Here is a 23453-nt window from a genome sequence, read left to right on the forward strand (position 1 = left end):
CCATGCGCATTGCATTCATCGGTCTGGGCAACATGGGTGCGCCCATGGCCCGCAACCTGATCAAGGCCGGGCATCAGCTCAACCTGTTCGACCTGAACAAGACCGTGCTGGCCGAGCTTGCCGAACTGGGCGGGCAGATCAGCACCTCGCCCAAGGATGCCGCCGCCAACAGCGAGCTGGTGATCACCATGCTGCCGGCTGCGGCCCATGTGCGCGGCGTGTACCTGAACGAGGACGGCGTGCTTGCCGGCATTCGCCCCGGCACGCCGGCGGTGGACTGCAGCACCATCGACCCGCAGACCGCCCGCGACGTGTCCAAGGCCGCGGCGGCCAAGGGCATCGACCTGGGTGATGCGCCAGTGTCCGGTGGCACCGGCGGCGCGGCGGCCGGCACCCTGACCTTCATGGTCGGCGCCAGCCCCGAACTGTTCGCCACGCTCAAGCCGGTGCTCGAACAGATGGGGCGCAACATCGTGCACTGCGGTGAGGTCGGCACTGGCCAGATCGCCAAGATCTGCAACAACCTGCTGCTGGGCATCTCGATGATCGGCGTGTCCGAGGCGATGGCCCTGGGCAACGCGCTGGGGATCGACACCCAGGTGCTGGCCGGCATCATCAACAGCTCGACGGGCCGTTGCTGGAGTTCGGATACCTACAACCCCTGGCCGGGCGTGATCGAGACTGCCCCGGCATCGCGCGGTTACACCGGTGGTTTCGGTGCGGAACTGATGCTCAAGGACCTGGGCCTGGCGACCGAGGCCGCGCGCCAGGCGCACCAGCCGGTGATCCTCGGCGCTGTGGCGCAGCAGCTGTACCAGGCCATGAGCTTGCGAGGCGAGGGCGGCAAGGATTTCTCGGCGATCGTCGAGGGGTATCGCAAGAAGGATTGATACGCGAGTGGGCTTGATCGCGGGCTGGATGGCTTTTCCCCTGTAACTGCGCACCAGGGGGAGGGCGCCGGTTCCGCGATTTTTTTTGCCCGCTGCACGCGGCTCAGTCGGGTAGCAGGCGATCGCGGCTGTTGGACAAGTGCAGGCAGATCGCCGCCCTGGCCGCTTCCGGGTCCTGTCGGCGGATGGCGTTGAGAATCGCCTCGTGTTCCAGGTTGGCCAGATAAGCATGCCCCGCCAGGTTGGCCCCGGCACGCTCGGCCTGGGCCATGCGCTTGCGCGGGATCAGGCCATCACCCAGTTGCGCCATCATCTCGCTGAAATACAGGTTGCCGGTGGCCTCGGCAATCAGCAGGTGGAAGCGCCGGTCGGCTTCGATGCAGCTGTCACCGGCGGCGGCCAGGTCCTGGTAGTCGTCCAGGGCCTGGCGCATCTGCGCCAGTTGTCGGTCGTTGCGGCGCAGGGCCGCCAGCGCGGCGGCCTGGCCCTCCAGGCCGATGCGCAGCTCCAGCAGGTCGCGCACGCTGGCCGCGTTCTCGGGGCCTACGCGCAGGCCGGAACGGGCCTGGCGTTCGATGACGAACGTACCGATCCCGTGACGTGCCTGCACCAGGCCCGCAGCCTGCAGCTTCGACAGCGCCTCGCGGACCACGGTGCGGCTGACGCCATACTCGCGCACCAAGGTGTTCTCCGAGGGCAGCTTGTCGCCCGGCTTGAAAGTGCCCAGCAGCAATTGCTGGGTGAGGCTCGAGACCAGGTCGTGGGCGCGGCTGTGGGTGCGGGGCATGGCGTGGGCTCGAAGTAATACCTGTGGAAGCGGCGGCTCGCCGCTGCGACGTGTTCAGCGAAAGGACTCGGCTGAACGCCCTCACATTACTTGTATGACAAGTTATCCACAAAGATTTTTTTCATCCTGATATTCACCCTCCCATTGCCTTGGATAATCGACCTGATAAAAGCATTTAGCCGATTTTTACCCAGTTAAACGCTTGTATTTTGCTTTTTTCGCTCAATTTTCAACTTGTCGTACAACTCCGTCGGGAATATGCTCATTTCCACCTGGATGTCAGACAACTGCCTCGTCTACCACCAGCACCCTCAATAAAAACAATGACTGGGAGATATCCCGTGAACGACACCCCCCCTGCGTCTGCCTTGCCCGGCGGCGATGCGCTGGCCAGCGCCGTGGCCAAGGTCAAGCGCCATGTCCTGCCGCTGTTCGTCATCATGTTCGTGGTCAACTACCTGGACCGCGTCAATATCGGCTTCGTCCGCCCGCACCTTGAAAGCGACCTGGGCATCAGCGCCGCCGCCTATGGTTTCGGTGCCGGTCTGTTCTTCATCGGCTATGCGTTGTTCGAGGTGCCGTCGAACATGCTGCTGCAACGGGTCGGTGCGCGTCTGTGGCTGACCCGCATCATGTTCACCTGGGGCCTGGTCGCCACCGCCATGGCCTTCGTGCAGAACGAAACCCAGTTCTACGTGCTGCGTTTTCTGCTCGGGGTCGCCGAAGCCGGCTTCTTCCCCGGAGTGATCTACTACTTCACCCGCTGGCTGCCCGCCGCTGAACGTGGCAAGGCGATTGCCATCTTTCTCAGCGGCTCGGCCCTGGCCTCGCTGATCTCAGGTCCGTTGGCCGGCGCGCTGATGCAGATCCAGGGCATGGGCCTGCACGGCTGGCAATGGATGCTGTTCATCGAGGGCATGGCCTCGGTGATCCTGTGCTTCTTCGTGTTCTTCTGGCTCGACTCCCGCCCGCAGGATGCCAAGTGGCTGAGCCAGGCCGAGCAGCATGCGCTGGTCGAAGCCATCGACCGCGAGCAGCGCGAGCGAGAGGCGGGCGGGGTGATCAAGACCTCGGCCTGGCGCCTGCTCAAGGACCGCCAGATCCTGCTGTTCTGCCTGATCTACTTCTGCATCCAGTTGACCATCTACGCCGCGACCTTCTGGCTGCCGAGCATCATCAAGCGCATGGGCGAGCTGAGCGACCTGCAGGTCGGCTTCTTCAACTCGATCCCCTGGCTGATCTCGATCCTGGCGATGTACGCGTTCGCCGCCGGGGCCGCACGCTGGAGATTCCAGCAGGCCTGGGTCGCCGCCGCGCTGGTGGTGGCCGCCATCGGCATGTTCATGTCGACCACGGGCGGGCCGGTGTTCGCCTTCGTTTCGGTGTGCTTCGCCGCCATCGGCTTCAAGGCCGCCTCGTCGCTGTTCTGGCCGATTCCGCAGGGGTACCTGGATGCGCGCATCGCTGCGGCGGTGATCGCACTGATCAACTCGGTGGGCAACCTCGGCGGCTTCGTTGCGCCCACCACCTTCGGCTTGCTCGAGCAGCAGACCGGCTCGATCCAGGGCGGGCTGTATGGCCTGGCGGTGACCTCGGTGCTGGCCGCCATCGCCGTGTTCTTCGTCCGCACCCGTGTCAAGGGTGCCCCTGTCCCTGACCTCAAGGCCTCATCGGCCCTGGGCCAATCCCATTGAACGCCTGCCAGACAAGGACAATGACCATGCAGACGACGCCTCACTCCTCGACCCCGGTCGTCACCGACCTGCGCGTGATCCCGGTGGCCGGCCACGACAGCATGCTGCTCAACCTGAGCGGCGCGCACGGCCCGTTTTTCACCCGCAACATCGTGGTACTGCGCGACAGCGCCGGCAACACGGGCCTGGGCGAAGTGCCTGGCGGCGAGAACATCCGCCAGACCCTCGAAGACAGCCGCAGCCTGGTGGTCGGCCAGCCGATCGGCCATTACCAGCGCGTGCTCAATGCCATGCGCCAGACCTTCGCCAACCGCGATGCTGGCGGGCGCGGGCTGCAGACCTTCGACCTGCGTATCACCGTGCATGCAGTGACCGCCATCGAGTCGGCCCTGCTCGACCTGCTCGGCCAGCACCTGAACGTGCCGATGGCAGCGCTGCTGGGTGAAGGCCAGCAGCGCGAGTCGGTGAAGATGCTCGGCTACCTGTTCTACATCGGCGACCGTACCCGCACCGATCTGGCCTACCGCAACGAAGCCGAGGCCGATGACGACTGGCTACGTTTGCGCCACGAGCAAGCCCTGACGCCAGAGGCGGTGGTGCGCCTGGCCGAGGCCGCCAAGGCCCGCTACGGCTTCAACGACTTCAAGCTCAAGGGGGGTGTGCTGCGTGGCGAGGAGGAGATGGAGGCTGTCACTGCGCTGGCCGAGCGTTTCCCCGAAGCGCGCATCACCCTCGACCCCAACGGTGCCTGGTCGTTGAAGGAGGCCATTGCCCTGTGCCGCGACAAGCACGATGTGCTGGCCTACGCCGAGGATCCCTGCGGCGCGGAGAATGGTTATTCCGGCCGCGAGGTGATGGCTGAGTTCCGCCGCGCCACCGGCCTGCCCACCGCCACCAACATGATCGCCACCGACTGGCGGCAGATGGGTCACGCGATCCAGTTGCAGTCGGTGGACATCCCGTTGGCCGACCCGCATTTCTGGACCTTGCAGGGCTCGGTGCGGGTGGCGCAGATGTGCCATGACTGGGGCCTGACCTGGGGTTCGCACTCCAACAACCACTTCGATATTTCCCTGGCCATGTTCACCCAGGCGGCGGCTGCTGCGCCGGGCGAGATCACCGCCATCGACACCCACTGGATCTGGCAGGACGGCCAGCGTCTGACCCGCGAGCCGCTGCGTATCGTCGACGGCCATGTACGGGTGCCGACGCGGCCGGGGTTGGGCGTCGAATTGGATGAAGACCAACTGATGAAGGCCCATGAGCGCTACCGAAACATGGGCCTGGGCGCCCGGGATGACAGCGTGGCGATGCAGTTCCTGGTGCCGGGGTGGACCTTCGACAACAAACGGCCTTGCCTGGTGCGTTGAGGCGATTGACCCGCCTGTGTGCAGGCTTGCCCGTGAAAAGGATCGCGCAGTGATTGGGGCCAGCAAACCGCTGCCAATCACCGCGCCACAGCGCCCTTTACGTAGACGTTATCCCCCGCTCGAACAGCACCACCGCCGCCCGCACCTTGCGCCCACCGAACAGGCTCATGCGCTGGAACTCGCCATGGCTCACCGGCAGGTGCTGGCAGTCCAGCGCCAACCGGTGGCGGCCGTGGTCGGTATCCGGATCGTGCAAATAGACGAAGTCGGCATTGCAGCCAGTCACCAGCACCCAGTGCGGCGCCTTGCTGCCGGTCAGGCGGTAGTTGCTGATCAGTACCAGTGCCAGGCCGCCCTTGGCCAGCAGTGGTGGCAGGTCGAGCGGGCCGTGGCCGAGCTGCACGTCGGTGTCCTGCAATTGTGTGCAGAAATCCTCGTGCACCAGGCGCATCACCTCTTTCTTGTTGGCCTGGCGCACGCCATCGAGAAACAGCGGGCCGTCGCTGCTCAGTTGCAGACGCACGCGAAAACCACGGCGCCAGGCGGCCAGGGCCAGGCCGTGAGGGCTGCAACCGCCGTGGCCTGAGGTCATGAACACGGTGGTTGCCTCACGCCACAGCCGCACCTCTTCCTGGCGTGTCGGTTGCAACTGCGGGCGCAGCGCGGCCATGGCCATCAACAGGCACGCCGGGCCACAGGTGAAGTCGGTGGTCTGCGCGTAATAGGGCACCTTGCGTGCCTCACTGGCCGGGCGTTGTAGGATGCGCTTCTCGTAACGCAGGGCGCTGACGTGGTCCTCATAGTAGTCCTCGACCTGGGCGAAGCGTCGGTAGCCGTGGCGTTCGTACAGTGCGATGGCGCGCGGGTTGTCGACGCGCACCTCCAGGCGCAGGTAGGCGCGATCGTGCTCCAGTGCGCAGCGCTCGGTACGTTCCAGCAGTCGCGCACCAAGCCCTTCACCGCGCGCCGCTGGGGCGATGGCGATGGAGTACAGCCGCGCCAGCGAGGTGTTGCGATGGAACAGCAGCAGCGCGTAGCCCATCAATTGCCCATCGCGCTGTGCCACCAGCAAGCTGGCGTTGGCGTGGGCAATCATCCAGCGCAGGCTGCGGGCATTGAGCCGGTCCGAGACGAAGCACTGGTTCTCGAGGGCCAGCAAGGCCGGCAGGTCTTCAAGTGTTGCCAGGCGAAATTCGATTTGCATGGGGCCGCCGTAAAAGTTGCGTAATGAAACGAGACATTCGAAAAACATCGTGCTTAATAGAAGCGTGTGTCCCAAACACAGGGCTTCAGGCAATGTCTTCGTTTCAAGAAACTTTATCGACCGGCTCCGAGGAAAGTGCGTTATCCGGCGTGCACGCTGCGAGTTATCCGCCGACGGGCACCCGCAAGTCAAGTCAATTGATGATTATCGTGGAGCGCCGTGAAGACTGGGCTTCGTACCTTCCAAGCGAAGATATGATGACCGCTCAGGAATACCTCGAACAATCGCCAGATCCTTCGCCGGGTCAACGTGTGCAAGTTATAAACTTGTGCCGAAACTATAAGTATCTGGGTCACGGTTATTATTGTTCTTTATTAGCCGAGGCCCGGGGTCATCATGTCATTCCGTCTGTAAAAAGTATCAGCGAACTGACGCGCAAGTCGTTATATGGGTTGGCGCTGGATGAGATGGCAGGGCGCCTGGAAAGTGCGTTGGTCAATCACCCTTATGGCGAAACCGAAGGTTTCACCTTGAGCCTGTATTTCGGTCGAACCGATCTGGAACCGCTGCAGGACATCGCCCGGCAGTTGTTCGAGGCGTTTCCCTGCCCGATCCTGCTGGTGGAGTTTCGCAAGACCACTTCCTGGCACATCGCCGGGGTCAAGGCCGGGGCGTTGCACAAGTTGCGGGAAAACCAGCAGGACCAGTTCGCCAACGCCCTGGACGGTTTCAGCCGCAGGATCTGGCGCCAGCCACGCTCACGGCGGATGGCGCGCTACGACCTCGCCATCCTGCATGACCCCGACGAGGCCCTGCCACCGTCCAATGCCAAGGCGCTGGAGCAGTTCGTCAAGGCCGGCCACCGCTTGGGTATCGATGTCGAGTTGATCGAGCGCAAGGACTACGCCCGCCTGGCCGAATACGACGCCTTGCTGATCCGTGAGACCACCAGCGTCGACAATCACACCTACCGTTTCGCCAAGAAGGCCGAAAGCGAAGGGCTGGTGGTGATGGACGATCCGGCATCGATCCTGCGTTGCACCAACAAGGTCTACCTGACCGACCTGCTGCGCAGCAACCGCCTGGCCATGCCGGCCAGCGAGATTCTCTACCGCGACAACCCGCAGGACCTGGAGCGGGTCGGCGAGCGCCTCGGTTTCCCATTGGTGCTGAAGATTCCTGACGGTTGTTTTTCCCGAGGGGTGATCAAGGTCAAGGACCAGGCCGAGCTGCTCGAGGCGACCAGCGAGCTGTTCGAACACTCGGTGCTGCTGCTGGCCCAGGAGTACCTCTATACCGAATACGACTGGCGCATCGGCGTGCTCAACCGCAAGCCGATCTTTGCCTGCCAGTACTTCATGTCCAAGGGCCACTGGCAGATCTTCAACCACCAGGCCAAGCGCGACGAGGTCAACGGCGAATGCCGCACCCTGGCCGTGCACGAAGCGCCACGGGCGGTGGTGGAGTTGGCGGTCAAGGCCGCCAACCTGATCGGTGACGGGCTGTACGGGGTGGACCTCAAGCAGGTGGGCGAGCGCGTGGTGGTCATCGAGGTCAACGACAACCCCAACCTGGATGCCGGCATCGAAGACGCCTACCTGCACGAAGATCTCTACACCCTGGTACTCGAAGAGTTCATCCGCCGCCTGGAGCAGAAGCGCCGCGGCCAGGCCTGGTAACGAGGATTGAGCATGATCACCTGCTATACCCTGGCCCACGGCCAGCTGCGCGAAGGTGACGGGCTGGACAGCGAGGTGCTGCTGTTCGTCGACCCCGACAGCGCCGAGCGCGAACTGCTGCAGGCATGGTTCCACCTGGATGCCCACGCCCTGGCCTCGGCGCTGGACCCGGACGAGGTGTCGCGCATCGAGGCGCATCGCGACGGCCTGTTCCTGATCTGGAAGCGCCCACAGAACTACTCCGGTGGTGACAGCTTCGCCTTTCAGGTGTCCTCCTTCGGCCTGTTGCTGGATGACCGTCGCCTGGTACTGATCGCCCCGGACAGCTCGCCGCTGGACGGCCTGGGCAATCGCCATGCGCTTGAGCGCCCGCTGGATGTGCTGCTGGGCATCCTGCTCGACAACCTGCACCACTACCTTGGCCACCTGAAGGTGATCAAGCTGGTTGGGCGCGAGTTGCAGCAGCGCTTCGAGCAGTCGCTGGAAAACCGTCACCTGATGCAGATGTTCAACCTCAGCGAGAGCCTGATCCACTACATCAACGCCATCCACAGCAACGGCGCAGTGCTTGCCCGCCTGCGCAGCCACGGTGAGAAGCAGCATTTCGACGCCGCGGCGCTGGCGCTGATCGACGACCTGGTCATCGAGAACACCCAGTGCCACAAACAGGCCGAGATCTACTCGATGGTGTTCGCCGGGCTGATGGACGCGCGCGGCAACCTGGCCAACAACGCGATGAACGAAACCTTGCGCAAGCTCACCCTGATCAACGTGGTGTTCCTGCCGCTGAACCTGATCGCCAGCATCGGCGGGATGTCCGAGTTCAGCATGATGACGGCCGGGGTGCCGTGGTGGGCGTCCTATTCGTTGCTGGTGCTGGCGATGATGCTGCTGGGGGCGGGAATGGTACTGGGGCTCAAGCGCATGGCGCGGAGGATGGCATGAGCAATCTGCAGATAGGGCTGTGCGTGGTGTCGGCAATCGTGATCTTCGCGGTGGTGAACTACTACTGGGATCACCGTCGCGACCAGTAGCAACTGTCTTGCTCGAGATCTGAAGGTCCAGCCCAATTCCTGTGGGAGCGGGCTTGCCCGCGAAAAAACCTTCGCGGTGGATAGCATCGATTTGACCCGCCTTCGCAAGTCCCGGTGTCGTGATCGAACACCTTCATGGCGCGCTGGAACAATTTGCCCTGCACCCGCGCTGTTTGAATGAAGCCGATCTCGACGCCGCCGCTCGCCCAACCCGTGAACAACGTCAATAAAATCACTTGAGCCGCGTGCAACTCATTGTCCAGAAAGGAGATAGTTTTCGCCTACGCCTGCCCGTCCTTCCTTGTGTCAGCAAAAAGAGAACAAGATCAATGAACACCGTGGGAACTGATGGCAACCTTGCACAAGGTTTCAAGCCACGTCATGTAACGATGTTGTCCATCGCCGGCATCATCGGTGCAGGACTTTTCGTCGGCTCCGGACACGCCATCGCGGCTGCCGGGCCTGCCACCATCCTCTCCTATTTCGTCGCCGGCACGCTGGTCGTGCTGGTCATGCGCATGCTCGGCGAAATGGCCGTCGCCCATCCCGATACCGGATCGTTTTCCACCTACGCCGACCAGGCCATCGGCCGTTGGGCCGGCTACACCATCGGCTGGTTGTACTGGTGGTTCTGGGTGCTGGTCATTCCCATCGAAGCGTTGGCCGCAGGCCATGTGCTCAACGCCTGGTTCCCGCAGGTCGATAGTTGGATCTTTGCCCTCGCATCGGTATTGCTGCTGGCCTGCACCAACTTGTTCAGCGTGGCCAAGTACGGCGAGTTCGAGTTCTGGTTCGCGATCCTCAAAGTCACGGCGATCCTGGGTTTCATCGGCCTGGGTTTCGCCGCGCTGATGGGCTGGCTGCCCAACCGTGAAGTCAGCGGTCTGAGCACTCTGGTGAGCGAGCACGGCGGCTTCGCGCCCAACGGCTGGTCGGCGGTAATCGGCGCCTTCATCACCGTGATGTTCAGCTTCATCGGTACGGAAGCGGTGACCATCGCCGCCTCCGAATCCAGCGACCCGGCGCGCAACATCGCCAAGGCCACCCGCTCGGTGATCTGGCGGATCAGCACTTTCTACATCCTGTCGATTTTCGTGATCATCTCCGTGGTGCCGTGGAACGATCCGCAGCTTGCGGTGGTGGGCTCGTACCAGCGGGCGCTGGAGATCATGAACATCCCCAACGCATCGTTCATGGTCGACCTGGTGGTGCTGATCGCCGTGACCAGTTGCATGAACTCGTCGATCTACATCGCCTCGCGCATGATGTTCTCGCTGGCCAAGCGCGGCGACGCCCCGGCCATGCTCAAGCGCACCTCGAAGGTTGGCGTGCCGCGTGCGGCGGTGTTCGGCAGCACGCTGATCGGGGCGGCCATCGCCATCCTCAACTACTTCGCCCCCAAGGGCGTGTTCGAGTTCCTGCTCGCCAGTTCTGGCGCCATCGCCCTGTTGGTGTACCTGGTGATCGCCATCTCGCAGTTGCGCATGCGCCGGCGCCTGGAGCGCGAGAGCACGGAACTGAAGTTCCGCATGTGGTTGTTCCCCTGGCTGACCTGGGGAGTGATCGTGTTCATCAGCTGCGCGCTGGCAGTGATGATGTATACCGAGGAGCACCGCGCGGAAGTCAGCGCCACGCTGAGCCTGGCGATCCTCATCTCGTTCCTCGGCATCGTCACCACGCGCGGGCATGACCGCAAGGTAGCGGTGCGCTCGATGGGCTAGGGTCTGTCTGAAATGTGTCTGCACGAAGGCCAGACAAGGCGAAACGGGGGGAGGAAGCGGAGTGTACTGGAGTACATGAGCATTCCGAGCCCCGTTTCAACGCAGTATGGGCGAGTGCAGATACATTTCAGGCAGAGCCTAGGCTGGGCGTATGTAACGGGTTACGACGAAGGGCGCCTTTACCAGGCGCCCCTCTGTCGTTTACCACAGCGACCTCGGAGCGGTCCGACATCTTTAGGATGCACCCCTGGATAGGCTTCCTGGCTTCGAACCATGCCAGGAACCTTTCGATGAAAGACCCACAGCAACATGACCACGCAACCAACGCCACCCCCGCCAGGGAGGAGCGCTTCGATGAGGTCGTGAGCCTCATCCACTCGGCACGACAACGCTGCATGCAAGCCGTAAATACGCAGCTCATCGAGCTGTATTGGCAGGTCGGTGCCTACATCAGTCGCAAGATCGAGAATGCCGAATGGGGCGATGCCGTGGTCAGCCAACTGGCCGCCACCTGGCGCGTACCCAGCCGGGTTTGCGTGGTTTCACGCGACCGAACCTGTTCCGTATGCGCCAGTTCTTCGAGGCCTATCGTCACGACGAGGTTGTCTCACCGCTGGTGAGACAACTGCCGTGGACCCACAACATGATCATTCTCGGGCAGAGCCGACGCGTGGAGGAGCGAGAGTTCTATCTACGGATGGCCATCAAGGAGGGATGGTCCAAGCGCGAACTGGAGCGCCAGATGAAGGCCGCCCTGTTCGAGCGCAGCGTTTCCGACCCGCTCAAGGCATCAGCCTCTCTTGCCCAGGCCCACCCGCAAGCCCTCTCGGTGTTCCGTGATGCCTACCTGCTGGACTTCCTCGACCTGCCCCAGGGGTATGCCGAAGCCGATCTGCACAAGGGCTTGCTGCAGCGCTTGAAGGACTTTCTCGTGGAGCTTGGTCGCGACTTCTGCTTCGTCGGCTCGGAGTATCCACTGCAGGTCGGTGGGCGTGACTTTGCCGTGGATCTGGTGCTGTTCCATCGCGGGCTGAACTGCCTGGTCGCGGTGGAGCTGAAGGTCGGGCGCTTCGAGCCCGAGTACATGGGCAAGCTGGATTTCTATCTCGAGGCGCTGGATCGCAACGAGCGCAAGGCGCATGAAAACCCCGCCATCGGCGTACTGCTGTGCGCCAGCAAGCATGACGAGGTGGTCGAGTACGCGCTCAACCGCAGCCTGTCACCGGCCCTCGTCGCCGAGTACCAGACCTGCCTGCCGGACAAGGCGCTGTTGCAGGCCAAGCTGCAAGAGTTCTACGCCCTCGACGCACGCTGACCCTCCCCCGAAACCGGCTCGATCCCTATCTGAACGCCAGCCCAACCGTTGTAGGAACGGGCTTGCCCGCGAACACGGGCGTAGCCCGCGCCAGGCAGCGCGATGTCTTTTTCTCGGGCAGCCCGCTCCTGCAAGTGCGCCGGAGCTATCACCACTCGTCAAATAATCAATTGACGAATATCAAAATCACTATTAGCTTAACCATTAAATCGAACAATAAATATCGCACAGCGATACGTGAGGCTTGAATTGTACGATCCATTGGTTGATGCGAACCCAGGCCGGGCCCAGCCCCATGCGCCGTCCTACTGGGCCGATACCGCAGGTTCGCCGGTCGCCGACGATGGCCCGGTGCGCGGCAACGAAGACGTCGAAGTGGCGATCATCGGTGCCGGTTACACCGGCCTCAGCTGCGCGCTGCACCTGGCCCGCGAGCACGGGGTGCGGGCGGTGGTGCTGGAGGCGAATCAGACTGCCTGGGGTTGCAGCGGACGCAATGGCAGCTTCGCGCGTATTTCCGGTGGCCGCGTACCGCTGGTTGCACTGATCGAGCGCTACGGCGCCGACACCGCGCGCCAGTACTTCAACGAGATGCGCCAGGCGCTGGACACCACCCGCGGCCTGATCCGCGACGGCAACATCGACTGCGACGCGCAGCCGGATGGCGTGTACAAGGTCGCCAGCAAGGCCATTCACGTCGAGTCGCTCAAGCGCGAAATGGGCCTGTACAACGACCTGCTCGACTACCCGGCCCGCTTCGTCGAAGCCGCCGACCTGCAGGCGGTACACGCGGGTGCCGAGTCGTTCGGTGCACTGCACATGCCCGACGGTTTCAGCATGCATCCGCTGAAACTGGCCTGGGGCGTACAGCGCATGGCCCGCGAGGCTGGCGCGCGGGTGCACACCGGCTCGCCGGTGACCGCCTGGACCAGCAGCGCGCAGGGCCATCGCCTGGTCACGCCAGGTGGGGTGATCACCGCGCGCAAGGTGGTGGTCGCCACTAACGGCTACACCTCGCGCCAACTGCACCCGGCACTGACCGGGCGGATTCTGCCGGTGCATTCGCAGATCATCGTCACCCGGCCGATGAGCGCCGCCGAAAAGCAGGCCAGCCTGCCGGGTGCCGACTGCATGTTCGACACCCGCAACCTGCTGTTCTATTACCGCCGCCTGCCGGACGATCGCATTCTCTTCGGCGGTCGCAGCGCGGTGAACGGCCGCGACGCGGAAAACCCACTGCACCGCGAACGCCTGCTGGCGGCGCTGTGTCGCAAGTTCCCCGCGTTGCAGGGCATCGACGTGGATTACAACTGGGGCGGCTGGGTCGCGGTGACCAACAACTCGCTACCGCACTGCTACCCGATCCAGGGCGTGGCCAATGCCTACACCGGCGGCGGTTATGCCGGCAGTGGCGTGTCGTTCTCGCTGCAGACCGGCAAACGCCTGGCGCAGATGGCCTGCGGTGAAGCCCGGCCCACACCGGTGCCGTTCCTGCACCAGGCGCCCAAGCCGTTCCCGTTCCAATCCTTCCTGCGTGTCGGCCAGCGCATGGCCTACGCCTGGTATCGCTTCAAGGACGCCGAGCGCGCGTCCATCTAACTGGAGAGCGTCATGATCTATAGCGAGTACCTTATCGACGGTGAGCTGGTGCGCGGGCAGGGCGACGAGTCGCCGATCCTGGCCCCAGCCGACGAGCGTGTGCTGCATGTGCTGGCCGATGCCTCGCCGGCCCAGCTGGATGCTGCCGTCGATGCCGCCGAGCGTGCCTTCACCGGTTGGGCGCGCACGCCACCGCGCCAGCGCGGCTACCTGCTGCTCAAGCTGGCCGAGCGCATCGAGGCCGACGCCCAGGCGCTCGGCACCCTGGAAAGCCAGAACTGCGGCAAGCCGCTGCAAAAGGCGATTGGCCACGAAGTGCCGGCGGTCGCCGATGTGTTCCGCTTCTTCGCCGGGGCTGCGCGTTGCCTGCCGGGCAGCGCCGCCGGTGAATACGTCGCCGGCAGCACCAGCATGATCCGTCGCGACCCGCTCGGTGTGGTCGGGCTGATCGCGCCGTGGAACTACCCGCTGCTGATGGCCGCCTGGAAGCTGGCCCCGGCCCTGGCCGCTGGCAACACCGTGGTTTTCAAACCGTCCGAGCTGACGCCACTGAGCGCCCTGTACCTGGCGCGGCTGTGTGCCGAGATCTTCCCGCGCGGGGTGGTCAACATTCTCTCCGGGCGCGGTGCCACCCTCGGCGCGCAGCTCAGCGCCCATCCCAAGGTGCGCATGGTCTCGGTCACCGGTGACATCGCCACCGGGCAGGCCGTGGTCCGCGCCGCTGCAGGCAACCTCAAGCGCACCCACCTGGAGCTGGGCGGCAAGGCACCGGTGCTGGTGTTCGCCGATGCCGACATCCCGGCTGCAGTGCGCATGATGCGTACCGGGGGTTACTACAACGCCGGGCAGGACTGCACCGCAGCCTGCCGCGTGTATGTCGCCGAGTCGGTGCGCGAGCAATTCCTCGAACAACTGGCTGCCGAGGTCTCGACCCTGCACACCGGGCACCCGGAAGATCCGGCCAGCGACTTCGGCCCGCTGATCAGCCGTCGCCAGCAAGAGCGCGTGCAGGGCTTCGTCGAGCGTGCTGCGGCGCTGGCGCACAGCGAAGTGCTGGTCGGCGGCAAGGTTGTCGATGGCCCGGGTTTCTTCTTCCAGCCGACCGTCATCGCCGGTGTGCGCCAGGACGACGAGATCGTGCAGAAGGAAGTGTTCGGGCCGGTGGTGTCGGTCACGGCGTTCGACGATGAAGAGCAGGTGCTCACCTGGGCCAACGAAAGCGAATACGGCCTGTCGGCCTCGGTATGGACGCGCGATGTGAAGAAGGCCATGCGCACCGCCAGCCAACTGCAGTACGGTTGTGTCTGGGTCAACCAGCACATGACCCTGGCCACCGAGATGCCCCATGGCGGGCTGCGCCAGTCGGGCTACGGCAAGGACCTGAGCCTGTACGGTCTGGAGGATTACACCAGCGTGCGGCACATCATGATCGACATCGGCTGAGGCCGTGCAACTACACAAGAACACAACAACACAAGAACACAACAACAAGCAGGGATGACTGCAGGACTGGATGTCCAGACGTTTCGCCAACTGTCTAACTACAACAAATGCAGGGGTTGAACATGAAACGATTCGAATGGCGTGCAGGCACCGTGGCGGTATTGCTGGGGCTGTGCACCTGGCAGGCCCACGCGGCCGAAAGCGTGACCTTCGCCGGCTGGGGTGGCGCCTTGCAGGACGCCGAACGCAAGGCCTACCTGGAGCCCGCGGCGAAGAACCTGGGCATCGCCGTCAAGGAAGACAACATGGACGGCCTGGCGGCGGTACGCGCCCAGGTGATGTCCGGCAAGCCCAAGTGGGATGTGGTTGAGCTGGCCTCCAACGACTGCATGGTGGCCGAGAAGGAAGGCCTGACCGAGCCGCTGGACTTCTCGGTCATCAAGACCGAGGGCGTCGATCCCAGGTTCTACGGCAAGAACTGGATCGCCAGCCACGCCTATTCGACGGTCCTGGCCTGGAGCACCGAAGGCGGTGCCGCCAAAGCCCAGACCTGGAAAGACTTCTTCGATCCGTCCGTGAAGGGGCCGCGCGCCCTGTACCGCAACCCGTTCACCACGCTCGAAGTGGCGCTGCTGGCCGACGGCGTGGCGCCCAAGGATCTTTACCCGCTGGACGTCGAGCGCGCCTTCAAGGTGCTCGAGCGGATCAAGCCGCAGGTGGTCAACTGGTGGAGCAGCGGCACCGACTCTGCGCAGCTGCTGCGCAGCCATGAGGTGGATTTCCTGGCCATCTGGGCCTCGCGTGTCGAAGACCTGAAGAAGGCCGGCCAGCCGGTGGACTACACCTACGACAAGGCGCTGCTCGACTATGACTGCGTAGTAGTGCCCAAGGGTGCGCCGAACAAGCCCCAGGCCATGAAGCTGATCGCGCAGATCATGTCGCCGCAAAGCCAGGCCATGCTTGCCACGCTGATCCCCAATCCACCGGTCAACAGCAAGGCTTTCGACACGGGCATCATCCCGGCGGAGCTGGCCAGCAAGCTGCCCACGGCACCTGCCAACGTCGACAAGGTGGCCTTCTTCGACCCGGCCTGGTGGCAAGGTCGCCAGGCCGAACTCCAGCAACGTTTCGACCTGTTCATCCAGAACTGATCGACCTTTCCGCGCCCGCTGCAAACGGGCGCGCATCTGGAGAAAAGCACATGCACAAACACATGATCAAAGGCGCTGCGTTCAGCCTGCTGTCCAGCGCGCTGTTCGCTGCCACGGCACATGCCGACGGCGGTATCACCTTCGCCGGCTGGGGTGGCGCCCTGCAGGACGCCGAGCGCAAGGCGTACCTGGAACCTGCCGCCAAGGCGCTGAACATTGCCATCCGCGAAGACAACATGAACGGCCTGGCCGCCGTGCGCGCCCAGGTGATGTCGGGCAAGCCGAAGTGGGACCTGGTCGAGCTGGGCATCACCGACTGCGTGCAGGCCGAGAAAGAAGGGCTGTCCGAGCCGCTGGACAAAAGCGTGATCGACACCCGTGACATCGACCCGGCCGTGGTCGGCAACAACTGGATCGCCAGCCATGCCTACGCCTCGGTGGTGGCCTGGGCCAAAGACACCGGCAAGCCGGTGGCCCAGACCTGGCAGGCGTTCTTCGACCCCAACGTCAAAGGCGCACGGGCCATGTACACCAAGCCCTGGCAAACGTTGGAGGCCGCGCTGATCGGCGATGGCGTGGCCCCGGCGCAGCTGTATCCCCTGGACATCGACCGCGCGTTCAAGGCCCTGGAGCGGATCAAGCCGCAGGTCGTCAACTGGTGGAGCGCCGGTGCCGATTCGGCGCAATTGCTGCGCAGCCGCGAGGTGGACTTCCTGGCGATCTGGAACGGGCGCGTGGCCGAGGTGGCCAAGTCCGACGATGCGGTCGACTACAGTTTCGATGGCGCCATCCTCAGCTACGACTGCCTGATCGTGCCGCGCGGTGCGCAGAACAAGGACCTGGCCATGCGTGTGATCAACCAGATCATGCAGCCGACCAGCCAGGCGACGCTGGCGACCTTGATCCCCTACGCGCCGGTCAACAGCCGCGCCTACGAGATCGGCCTGATCAGCGCCGAGCAGGCCAGTCGTCTGCCGACCTCGCCGCAGAACATTGCCAAGGTGGCGAAGATCGACCCGCATTGGTGGGTGCAGAACCAGCAGGCGGTGCAGCAGCGTTTCGAGTTGTTCATCGCCCACTAGGACGAGGCGGGCCGTGCTGGCCCGCGTCATAACCCGTGTTCCGTGCCGCTTGCGGCCCCGAGTCTGACCATGTCTGAAGATACGAAGCTCTCGACCTCCATCGACATCGAGCATGTCACCAAGACCTACGGCAGTTTTGCCGCGCTCGATGACGTCTCCCTGAACATCCGCAGTGGCGAGTTCCTGTCGCTGCTGGGCTCGTCCGGTTCGGGCAAGACCACCTTGCTGATGGCCCTGGCCGGCTTCGTGCGCCCGGACGCCGGCAGCATCCGCTTCGGCGGGCGGGAAATGGTGTTCGAGCCGCCGCACAAGCGCGACCTGGGCATGATGTTCCAGAACTACGCACTGTTCCCGCACATGAACGTGTTCCAGAACGTCGCCTACCCGCTGAAGTTGCGCGGCTACAGCCGTGACGAGATCCGCAAGCGGGTTGGCGAGGCGCTGGAGATGGTCGAGCTGGACAAGCTGGTCGGGCGGCGCATCGACGAGATGTCCGGTGGCCAGCGCCAGCGTATCGCCCTGGCCCGGGCGATCGTCTTCGAGCCGAAGATCCTGCTGATGGACGAGCCGCTGTCGGCGCTGGACAAACGCCTGCGCGAAACCATGCAGCTGGAGATCCGCCGCCTGCACGAGCGCCTGGGCATGACCGTGGTCTATGTCACCCATGACCAGCGCGAGGCACTGACCATGTCCGACCGCATCGCGGTGATGAGCCAAGGCCGGATCCAGCAGATCGACACCCCCGAGAGCCTCTATGAACGCCCGGCCAACCGCTTCATCGCCGAGTTCGTCGGCGAGTCGTCGTTCCTGCCGGTTGCCATGCGCGAGGGCAGGGCGTGGTTCCGCGACCAGCCGTTGCAGGCGGTGTTCAGCGAAGGCTGCCTGAACAACCCGAGCATCCTCCTGCGCCCCGAGAAACTGCGCTTCGTCGATGACGGCCAGCAGGGCCTGAACCTGTTCCGTGGGCAGGTCCACGACGTCATCTACCAGGGCGAAAGCCAGTTGCTGCAAGTGGACCTGGGCGAAGGCACGCAAGTGTCGATCCGCCGCCCCTCGCGCAGCTCCTCCGGTGACCGCCTGCCAACGCGTGGCGATCGCGTGGTGCTCGGCCTGCATCCACAGGACAGCCTGATCGTAGGGGGACTCGGCATGACTGCGCTCAACCTGCAAGGCGCGCTGCATGGCCAGGCCCTGCAACGCGCGGGCAAGCGCCACGGCTGGTTCCTGCTCTCGCCGATGCTGCCGGCGCTGCTGCTGGTGCTGGTGACCTTCGTGCTGCCGATCGGCTGGCTGTTCGGCCTGTCGCTGTTCGATGCCGATGGCAACCTCAGCGCCGAGAACTACACGCGCCTGCTGCAACCGATCTACGTGCTGGCGTTCACCCAGACCTTCAAGATCGCCCTGATCGTCACCGTGGTCTGCGTGTTGCTCGGCTATCCCTACGCCTACTTCATGGTCCACGCACCGCGCCGCCTGGCGGGCCTGGCGATGGCGCTGCTGCTGATCTCGCTGTGGACCTCGCTGCTGGTGCGCACCTACGCCTGGCTGGTGCTGCTGCAGCGGCGCGGCCTGGTCAACGACGTGCTGACCTCGCTGGGCATCGTCGACGCGCCGCTGGCGCTGGTGCACAACCTCACCGGCACGGTGATCGGCATGACCCACATCATGCTGCCGTACATGGTGCTGCCGTTGTATGCGGCGATGAAGAGCATCAACCCGCTGTACCTGCAGGCCGCCTCGACCTTCGGCGCATCGCCGGTGCGAGCGTTTCGCGATGTGTTCCTGCCGCTGTCGCTGCCGGGGCTGGCTGCGGGCGCTACCTTGGTGTTCGTGCTCAGCCTGGGCTTCTACGTGACCCCGGCGCTGCTCGGTGGCGGCAAGGTGCAGATGCTGTCGATGCGCATCGAGAGCGATGTGTCGATGTACGCCAACTGGGGCGCTGCCTCGTCGTTGGGTGTGGTGCTGCTGGTGGCCACCCTGCTGATCCTGTTCATCGTCAAGAAGATCGCCGGCCTGGGCCGGCGCAGCGAGTGAAGCCATGAACCGACCCCTGAACCACTGGCTGGGCCTGGCCGCCCGCCGCGCCTGGCTGTACTTGCTGGTGCTGGCGATCATGGTGTTCCTGCTGACGCCAACCCTGATCGTGCTGCCGATGTCGCTGTCGGATGCGCGCTACCTGAGCTTTCCGCCCAAGTCGCTGAGCCTGCAGCCGTTCTTCAGCTATTTCGCCTCGATCGAGTGGCAGAGCGCAACGCGCATCTCGCTGATCACCGCGACACTGACCATGATCCTGGCCACCACCCTGGGCACCGCGGCGGCCTACGCCCTGCACAACAGCCAGCAACGCTACCTGGGTGTGCTGCGCGGGTTGATGATGGCGCCGATGATCGTACCGTCGATCTTCATCGCCATCGGCCTGTTCTTCGTCTATGCGCGGCTGGACCTGAACAACAGCATTCCGGGGCTGGTGCTGGCGCACACGTTGTTGGCGCTGCCCTACGTGATCATCAACGTCGGCGCCGGGCTCAAGAGCTACGACATGACCCAGGAACACGCCGCCTGCATTCTTGGCGCCAGCCGCCTGCGTGCATTCTTCGACGTGACCCTGCCGCAGATCCGCTTCTCGGTGGTGTCTGCGGCCATGCTGGCGTTCGCCGTGTCGCTGGATGAGGCAGTGATCTCGCTGTTCATCAGCGGCGGCGACAGCGCCACCCTGACCAAACGCATGTTCAGCTCGCTGCGTTCGGAGATCGATCCGCTGATCGCCGTGGTCGCCACCTTGATGACCCTGTTGTCGATCATCATGCTGGCGGTCAGCCTCACTGCGCAGCGTCGCGCCCAGCGCCGGAGCGAGTCATGAGCCTGCGCCTGCCGGGAGCCAGTGGCGCGCCGCTGAGCTTCAGCTGGAACGGCCGCCGCCTGCAGGCCCTGGCTGGCGACAGCGTCGCCCAGGCACTGCTGGCCAACGGCATTCGCGGCCTGGCCTGGACGCGCAAGGCGCACCGGCCCATGGGCCTGTCGGGGCTCTACACCACGGGCGTGCTGGCGCGTGTCGATAGCGTACCCAACGTGCGCCTGGACCAGTGCCTGGTGCGCGAAGGCATGCGGGTCAGTCGGCAGAACAGCTGGCCGAGCCCACGCTTCGACCTGCTGCGCCTGGCGCGGCTGGTGCCGTCCGGCTGGATCAAGTGCGGTTTCGAACAGAGCAACCTGGTGCCCAGCGGTGGCCGACTGTTCCAGCACTGGGAGGCGTTGCTGGCGTTCCTGGCCGGGGTGGCCGAGCCCGCCGACCAGGGCTTCGTCGGCCCACCTCCGTCAGGCCAGCGGCTGCAAGCCGAGGTGTTGGTGATCGGTGCCGGGCCTGCTGGCTGCGCAGCGGCCAACCGGGCTGTGCAGGAGGGGCGCGAGGTGCTGCTGGTGTCCCGGGGCGAGTCGCCCGCGCGCTATGCCCGGCAAGCCGGTGCTGCGCTGCCGACGCTCGATCCGCGGGTGCGCTGCCTGTTCGGGGTGGAGGTGTTCGGTGCCTATCGTGAAGGTCGCCTGCTGCTCGGCGCACCGATCGATTCTGCACGCGGCGCCGTGGCGCTTGAGGCCGGCGAGGTGATCCTGGCCACCGGGCGCAGGGTGGTGCCGACCTTGGTCGCCGGTGCCTGGCTGCCCGGGGTGATGGATGCGCGCACGGCCCTGGCACTGGCCAGCGACCGCCGCATTGCGCCGGGCAAATCGGTGGTCGTGCTTGGCGACGGGCAACAGCAGGCCTTGGCCAACCGCCTGCGCCAGTTGGGGGTGCAGGTGGTGGCCGTGGCCGAGGTCAGTGAGCTGCAACGGATCATTGGGCACAACCGGGTCAGGGCTGTACAACTCGAGCGCCTGCAGCCCTGCGATGCGCTGGTGCTGGCCGGCCCCGGGCTGTTCGACGACAGCCTGAGCTTCCAGGCCTCGGCCAGTGGGCGTCTGCAACTGGTCGGTGCGCGTTCTTCGCTACGCCGCGCAGGCAGCGCCGCCGAACCGGACCCGGCGCTGGCCCCCGCGCAGGATGCTGCCGTGTTGCTGTGTCCGTGCTTCGACGTATCCGGGCGCGAGGTCGATGAATTGCTGGAGCAAGGCATCGACGACCTGGAGGTGATCAAGCGCCTGACCTCCTGCGGCATGGGCCCGTGCCAGGGCCAACCGTGCTGGGACTCGCTGCGAGCCTACGTCGCCGGACGCCTCGGCGTGCCCGTGCTGCAACTGGCCCGACCGACCCTGCGCCCGCCGCGCCGGGCCCTGACCGTGGCCCAGGCCGCCGGTCTTTGCGACGTCGTGGAGCCTCTGCAATGAACCTGAAAGCCCCGCTGCCCAAGCGCTGCAGCATCCTCATCGTCGGTGCCGGCATCCAAGGCCTGTCGCTGGCGTTCAACCTGGCCGAGCGCGGCGTGCGCGACATTCTCGTGCTGGATGCCGGCTACTGGCAGGGCGGTGCATCGGGGCGCAACGGCACCCTGATCCGCGGTGCCTTCAGCTCGGTGGAGTGGACGCGCTTCTTTGCCTACTCCAACCAGCTCTGGCATGGCCTGTCGCGGCGCCTGGGCGAGAACGTCATGTACTCGATGCGCGGCTACAGCATGATCGGCGAGCGCACGGCCACCGCCGAACTGCTGCACCGTACCCGCGAAGTGCACCGCGAATGCGGCATCGATTCGCAATTGCTCGACCCGGCACAGTTGCGCAGGGTGCTGCCGGCCCTGGCCCACGAACGGGTCAGCGCCGCCCTGCACCTGCCGGGCAGTGGCGTGGCACCGCACCATGCGGCGATGCATGCCTATCACAAGGCCTGCGAGCGCCTGGGCGTGACCCTGCGCTATCGCACGCCGGTCGCGGCCATCGACCGCAGCGCTGGCCGCGTCAGTGGCGTGCGGGTAGGGGAGCAGCGCATCGATGCCGACGTCGTGGTGCTGGCCGGTGGCGCCAACAGCAATGCCCTGGCGCAGATGGCCGGCGTGCCGCTGGAGGGTTACCCGATGCGCCTCGAAGCCATGGCCCTGGAGCCGACCCGCCCGCTGATCGGCCCGGCCGTGGCCCTGCTCGACCGGCTCTGCTACATGCACCAGACCGCCCGTGGCGAAGTGGTGGGCGGCGCCGAGGTGGCCGAGCGCCCGCAGGACACCCTCAATGCCGACGTCCCGGTGATGGCCGCGACCGCCAAGGCCTACATGGAGATGTTCCCGCAACTGGGCCAGGCGCGTATCCTTCGCCAGTGGGCCGGGCTGGTCCACATTTCGCCCGATTTCGGGCCATTGCTGGGGGCGCATCCCGCCTTGCCGGGGCTGTTCGTCAGTGCCGGCTGGTGCTACGGCCATGCCGGGGCGCCGGCGGCCGGCGAGCTGCTGGCCAGGGCCATCGTCGAAGGGACGGTGGACGAACGCATGAAACCCTTCGCTGTCGAGCGCTTCGTACAAGGGCGTCCGGTGGTCGAGCCGGGCATCGTGCTGAGTCATTTCGAATGAACAACCGTGAATGGGAGCATCCTTTCGCGGCGGCCGAGCCGGCCGTCCGGGTTGCCTCCCTCAGAGCTGTCAAAAAAGGATCGAACGCCATGAGCGCCGCTGAAGAATCGCCCCTGTTCGTCACCGCCCTGTCCAAGGGGCTGGCGGTCGTCACTGCGTTTCGCAGTGGCCGGCCGAGCATGAACCTGGTCGAGCTGGCCGAAGCCACGGGCCTGAACAAGAGCACGGTGCAGCGCTCGGTGTACACCCTCGAAACCCTCGGCTACCTGGCCAAGGATGCCGTGACCAAGCGCTATCGCCTGACCCCGCGCTCGCTCGACCTGGGCTCGGGCTACCTGCAGACCAGCGAGCTGGTCGAGCGCGCCAACCCCTACCTGCACGAGCTCAACCGCGACACCGGCGAGAGCTGCAACCTGCTCGAGCCCTGCGGCATGGACATGCTCTATGTGGCGCGCTTCCCCAGCCACAAGCAGATCCCGATCCACGTGCCACTGGGCCGTCACCTGCCGATGTACTGCACCGCAGCCGGCCGTGCCTACCTGGCGGCGCTGCCGGAGCGTGAGAGCGAGGCCATCCTCGATGCCTCGCAGCTTATCGCGCACACCTCCAGCACCGTGACCGACCGCGAGCGCCTGCGCGAGATCATCGCCAATGCGCGCAAGGACGGTCATGCCTTCGCCAGCGAGCAGTACTACGTCGGTGACATCAGCGTGGCGGCGGCGGTGGTCAATGCCGATGGCTACCCGCTGGGCGCGGTCAACGTCGCCGTGCCGCTGGGGCGCTGGAGCCTGGAGGAGGCCAGGAAGGACCTGGCGCCGAAGGTGATCAACACCGCGCGTTCGATTGCCAGTGCCGTGCGCAGCCTGCGCCCCTTGACCTGATCGATACCCCGTAAACCGGGGTCGCTGCGCGCCCCAATCGCGGGACAAGCCCGCTCCCACACGAACAGCTTTTGTCGGTAGGAGCGGGCCCCGCGATAGGCCTCGCAGCCACTCCAC

17 protein-coding genes and 1 pseudogene are annotated in these 23453 nt (G+C 64.9%); 16 read left to right on the top strand and 2 right to left on the bottom strand.

The window, feature by feature from the left end; genetic code table 11:
- The first annotated feature begins 2 nt into the window (after positions 1–2).
- Positions 3–890 carry a 3-hydroxyisobutyrate dehydrogenase gene (gene mmsB, locus APH44_RS20365; RefSeq protein ID WP_054894279.1) on the top strand — a complete coding sequence of 296 codons (888 nt, stop codon included), beginning with the start codon at positions 3–5 and terminating at the stop codon, positions 888–890.
- Between the two features lie 103 nt (positions 891–993).
- On the opposite strand, the gene APH44_RS20370 is transcribed toward mmsB, so the two are convergent.
- Entirely contained in the window at positions 994–1677 is a 684-nt protein-coding gene (locus APH44_RS20370) for a FadR/GntR family transcriptional regulator (protein ID WP_054894280.1), read from the bottom strand.
- Positions 1678–2018: 341 nt separating this feature from the next.
- On the opposite strand from APH44_RS20370, the gene APH44_RS20375 reads away from it, so the two are divergent.
- Positions 2019–3371 carry an MFS transporter gene (locus APH44_RS20375; protein WP_054894281.1) on the top strand — a complete coding sequence of 451 codons (1353 nt, stop codon included), beginning with the start codon at positions 2019–2021 and terminating at the stop codon, positions 3369–3371.
- Positions 3372–3391: 20 nt separating this feature from the next.
- Positions 3392–4741 carry a glucarate dehydratase gene (gudD, locus tag APH44_RS20380; protein ID WP_054894282.1) on the top strand — a complete coding sequence of 450 codons (1350 nt, stop codon included), beginning with the start codon at positions 3392–3394 and terminating at the stop codon, positions 4739–4741.
- Positions 4742–4838: 97 nt separating this feature from the next.
- Here the strand turns inward: gudD and APH44_RS20385 are convergent, their stop codons facing one another.
- On the bottom strand, positions 4839–5945 hold the full coding sequence (locus tag APH44_RS20385) for a peptidase C39 family protein (RefSeq protein ID WP_054894283.1): 1107 nt from the start codon (positions 5943–5945) through the stop codon (positions 4839–4841).
- 200 nt (positions 5946–6145) lie between these two features.
- Here APH44_RS20385 and APH44_RS20390 point away from each other — a divergent pair, with 200 nt between their 5' ends.
- The 13 genes and pseudogenes from APH44_RS20390 (at position 6146) to APH44_RS20455 (ending at position 23336) form a co-directional block, all read left to right on the top strand.
- Positions 6146–7624: a RimK family protein gene (locus tag APH44_RS20390; RefSeq protein ID WP_231100340.1), complete on the top strand. Its 1479-nt coding sequence runs from the start codon at positions 6146–6148 to the stop codon at positions 7622–7624.
- A gap of 12 nt (positions 7625–7636) precedes the next feature.
- The gene (locus tag APH44_RS20395) at positions 7637–8569 is read left to right on the top strand and encodes a magnesium transporter CorA family protein (RefSeq protein WP_054894285.1); all 933 of its coding nucleotides are present in this window, start codon (positions 7637–7639) and stop codon (positions 8567–8569) included.
- 418 nt (positions 8570–8987) lie between these two features.
- Positions 8988–10379: a GABA permease gene (gene gabP / locus APH44_RS20400; protein WP_054894286.1), complete on the top strand. Its 1392-nt coding sequence runs from the start codon at positions 8988–8990 to the stop codon at positions 10377–10379.
- Positions 10380–10669: 290 nt separating this feature from the next.
- A pseudogene (locus APH44_RS20405) lies at positions 10670–11694 on the top strand (YhcG family protein).
- Positions 11695–11943: 249 nt separating this feature from the next.
- Complete coding sequence (locus APH44_RS20410) at positions 11944–13293, top strand: FAD-binding oxidoreductase (protein WP_054894287.1); 1350 nt, start codon at positions 11944–11946, stop codon at positions 13291–13293.
- Between the two features lie 12 nt (positions 13294–13305).
- The gene (locus APH44_RS20415; RefSeq protein ID WP_371105634.1) at positions 13306–14736 is read left to right on the top strand and encodes a gamma-aminobutyraldehyde dehydrogenase; all 1431 of its coding nucleotides are present in this window, start codon (positions 13306–13308) and stop codon (positions 14734–14736) included.
- A gap of 122 nt (positions 14737–14858) precedes the next feature.
- Positions 14859–15887, top strand: a complete 1029-nt coding sequence (locus APH44_RS20420; RefSeq protein ID WP_054894288.1) for an ABC transporter substrate-binding protein — start codon at positions 14859–14861, stop codon at positions 15885–15887.
- A 50-nt stretch (positions 15888–15937) separates the two neighbouring features.
- Positions 15938–16969, top strand: coding sequence for an ABC transporter substrate-binding protein (locus tag APH44_RS20425; protein ID WP_054894289.1), 1032 nt, complete (start codon positions 15938–15940; stop codon positions 16967–16969).
- A 69-nt stretch (positions 16970–17038) separates the two neighbouring features.
- Positions 17039–19003, top strand: coding sequence for a polyamine ABC transporter ATP-binding protein (potA, locus tag APH44_RS30735; RefSeq protein WP_371105633.1), 1965 nt, complete (start codon positions 17039–17041; stop codon positions 19001–19003).
- A 4-nt stretch (positions 19004–19007) separates the two neighbouring features.
- A complete protein-coding gene (locus tag APH44_RS20440) occupies positions 19008–19829 on the top strand; it encodes an ABC transporter permease (RefSeq protein ID WP_054894290.1) in 822 nt (273 codons plus the stop codon).
- Positions 19826–21289 (top strand): 2Fe-2S iron-sulfur cluster-binding protein, encoded by a 1464-nt coding sequence (locus APH44_RS20445; RefSeq protein WP_054894291.1) that lies wholly within the window; start codon positions 19826–19828, stop codon positions 21287–21289. Before APH44_RS20440 ends, APH44_RS20445 begins: the two co-directional genes overlap by 4 nt.
- Positions 21286–22455 (top strand): FAD-binding oxidoreductase, encoded by a 1170-nt coding sequence (locus tag APH44_RS20450; RefSeq protein ID WP_054894292.1) that lies wholly within the window; start codon positions 21286–21288, stop codon positions 22453–22455. Before APH44_RS20445 ends, APH44_RS20450 begins: the two co-directional genes overlap by 4 nt.
- An 89-nt stretch (positions 22456–22544) precedes the next feature.
- On the top strand, positions 22545–23336 hold the full coding sequence (locus tag APH44_RS20455) for an IclR family transcriptional regulator (protein ID WP_054894293.1): 792 nt from the start codon (positions 22545–22547) through the stop codon (positions 23334–23336).
- The last annotated feature ends 117 nt before the right edge of the window (positions 23337–23453 follow it).

Source organism: Pseudomonas sp. NBRC 111143 (genome assembly GCF_001320965.1).
Lineage (GTDB): Bacteria > Pseudomonadota > Gammaproteobacteria > Pseudomonadales > Pseudomonadaceae > Aquipseudomonas > Aquipseudomonas machongensis.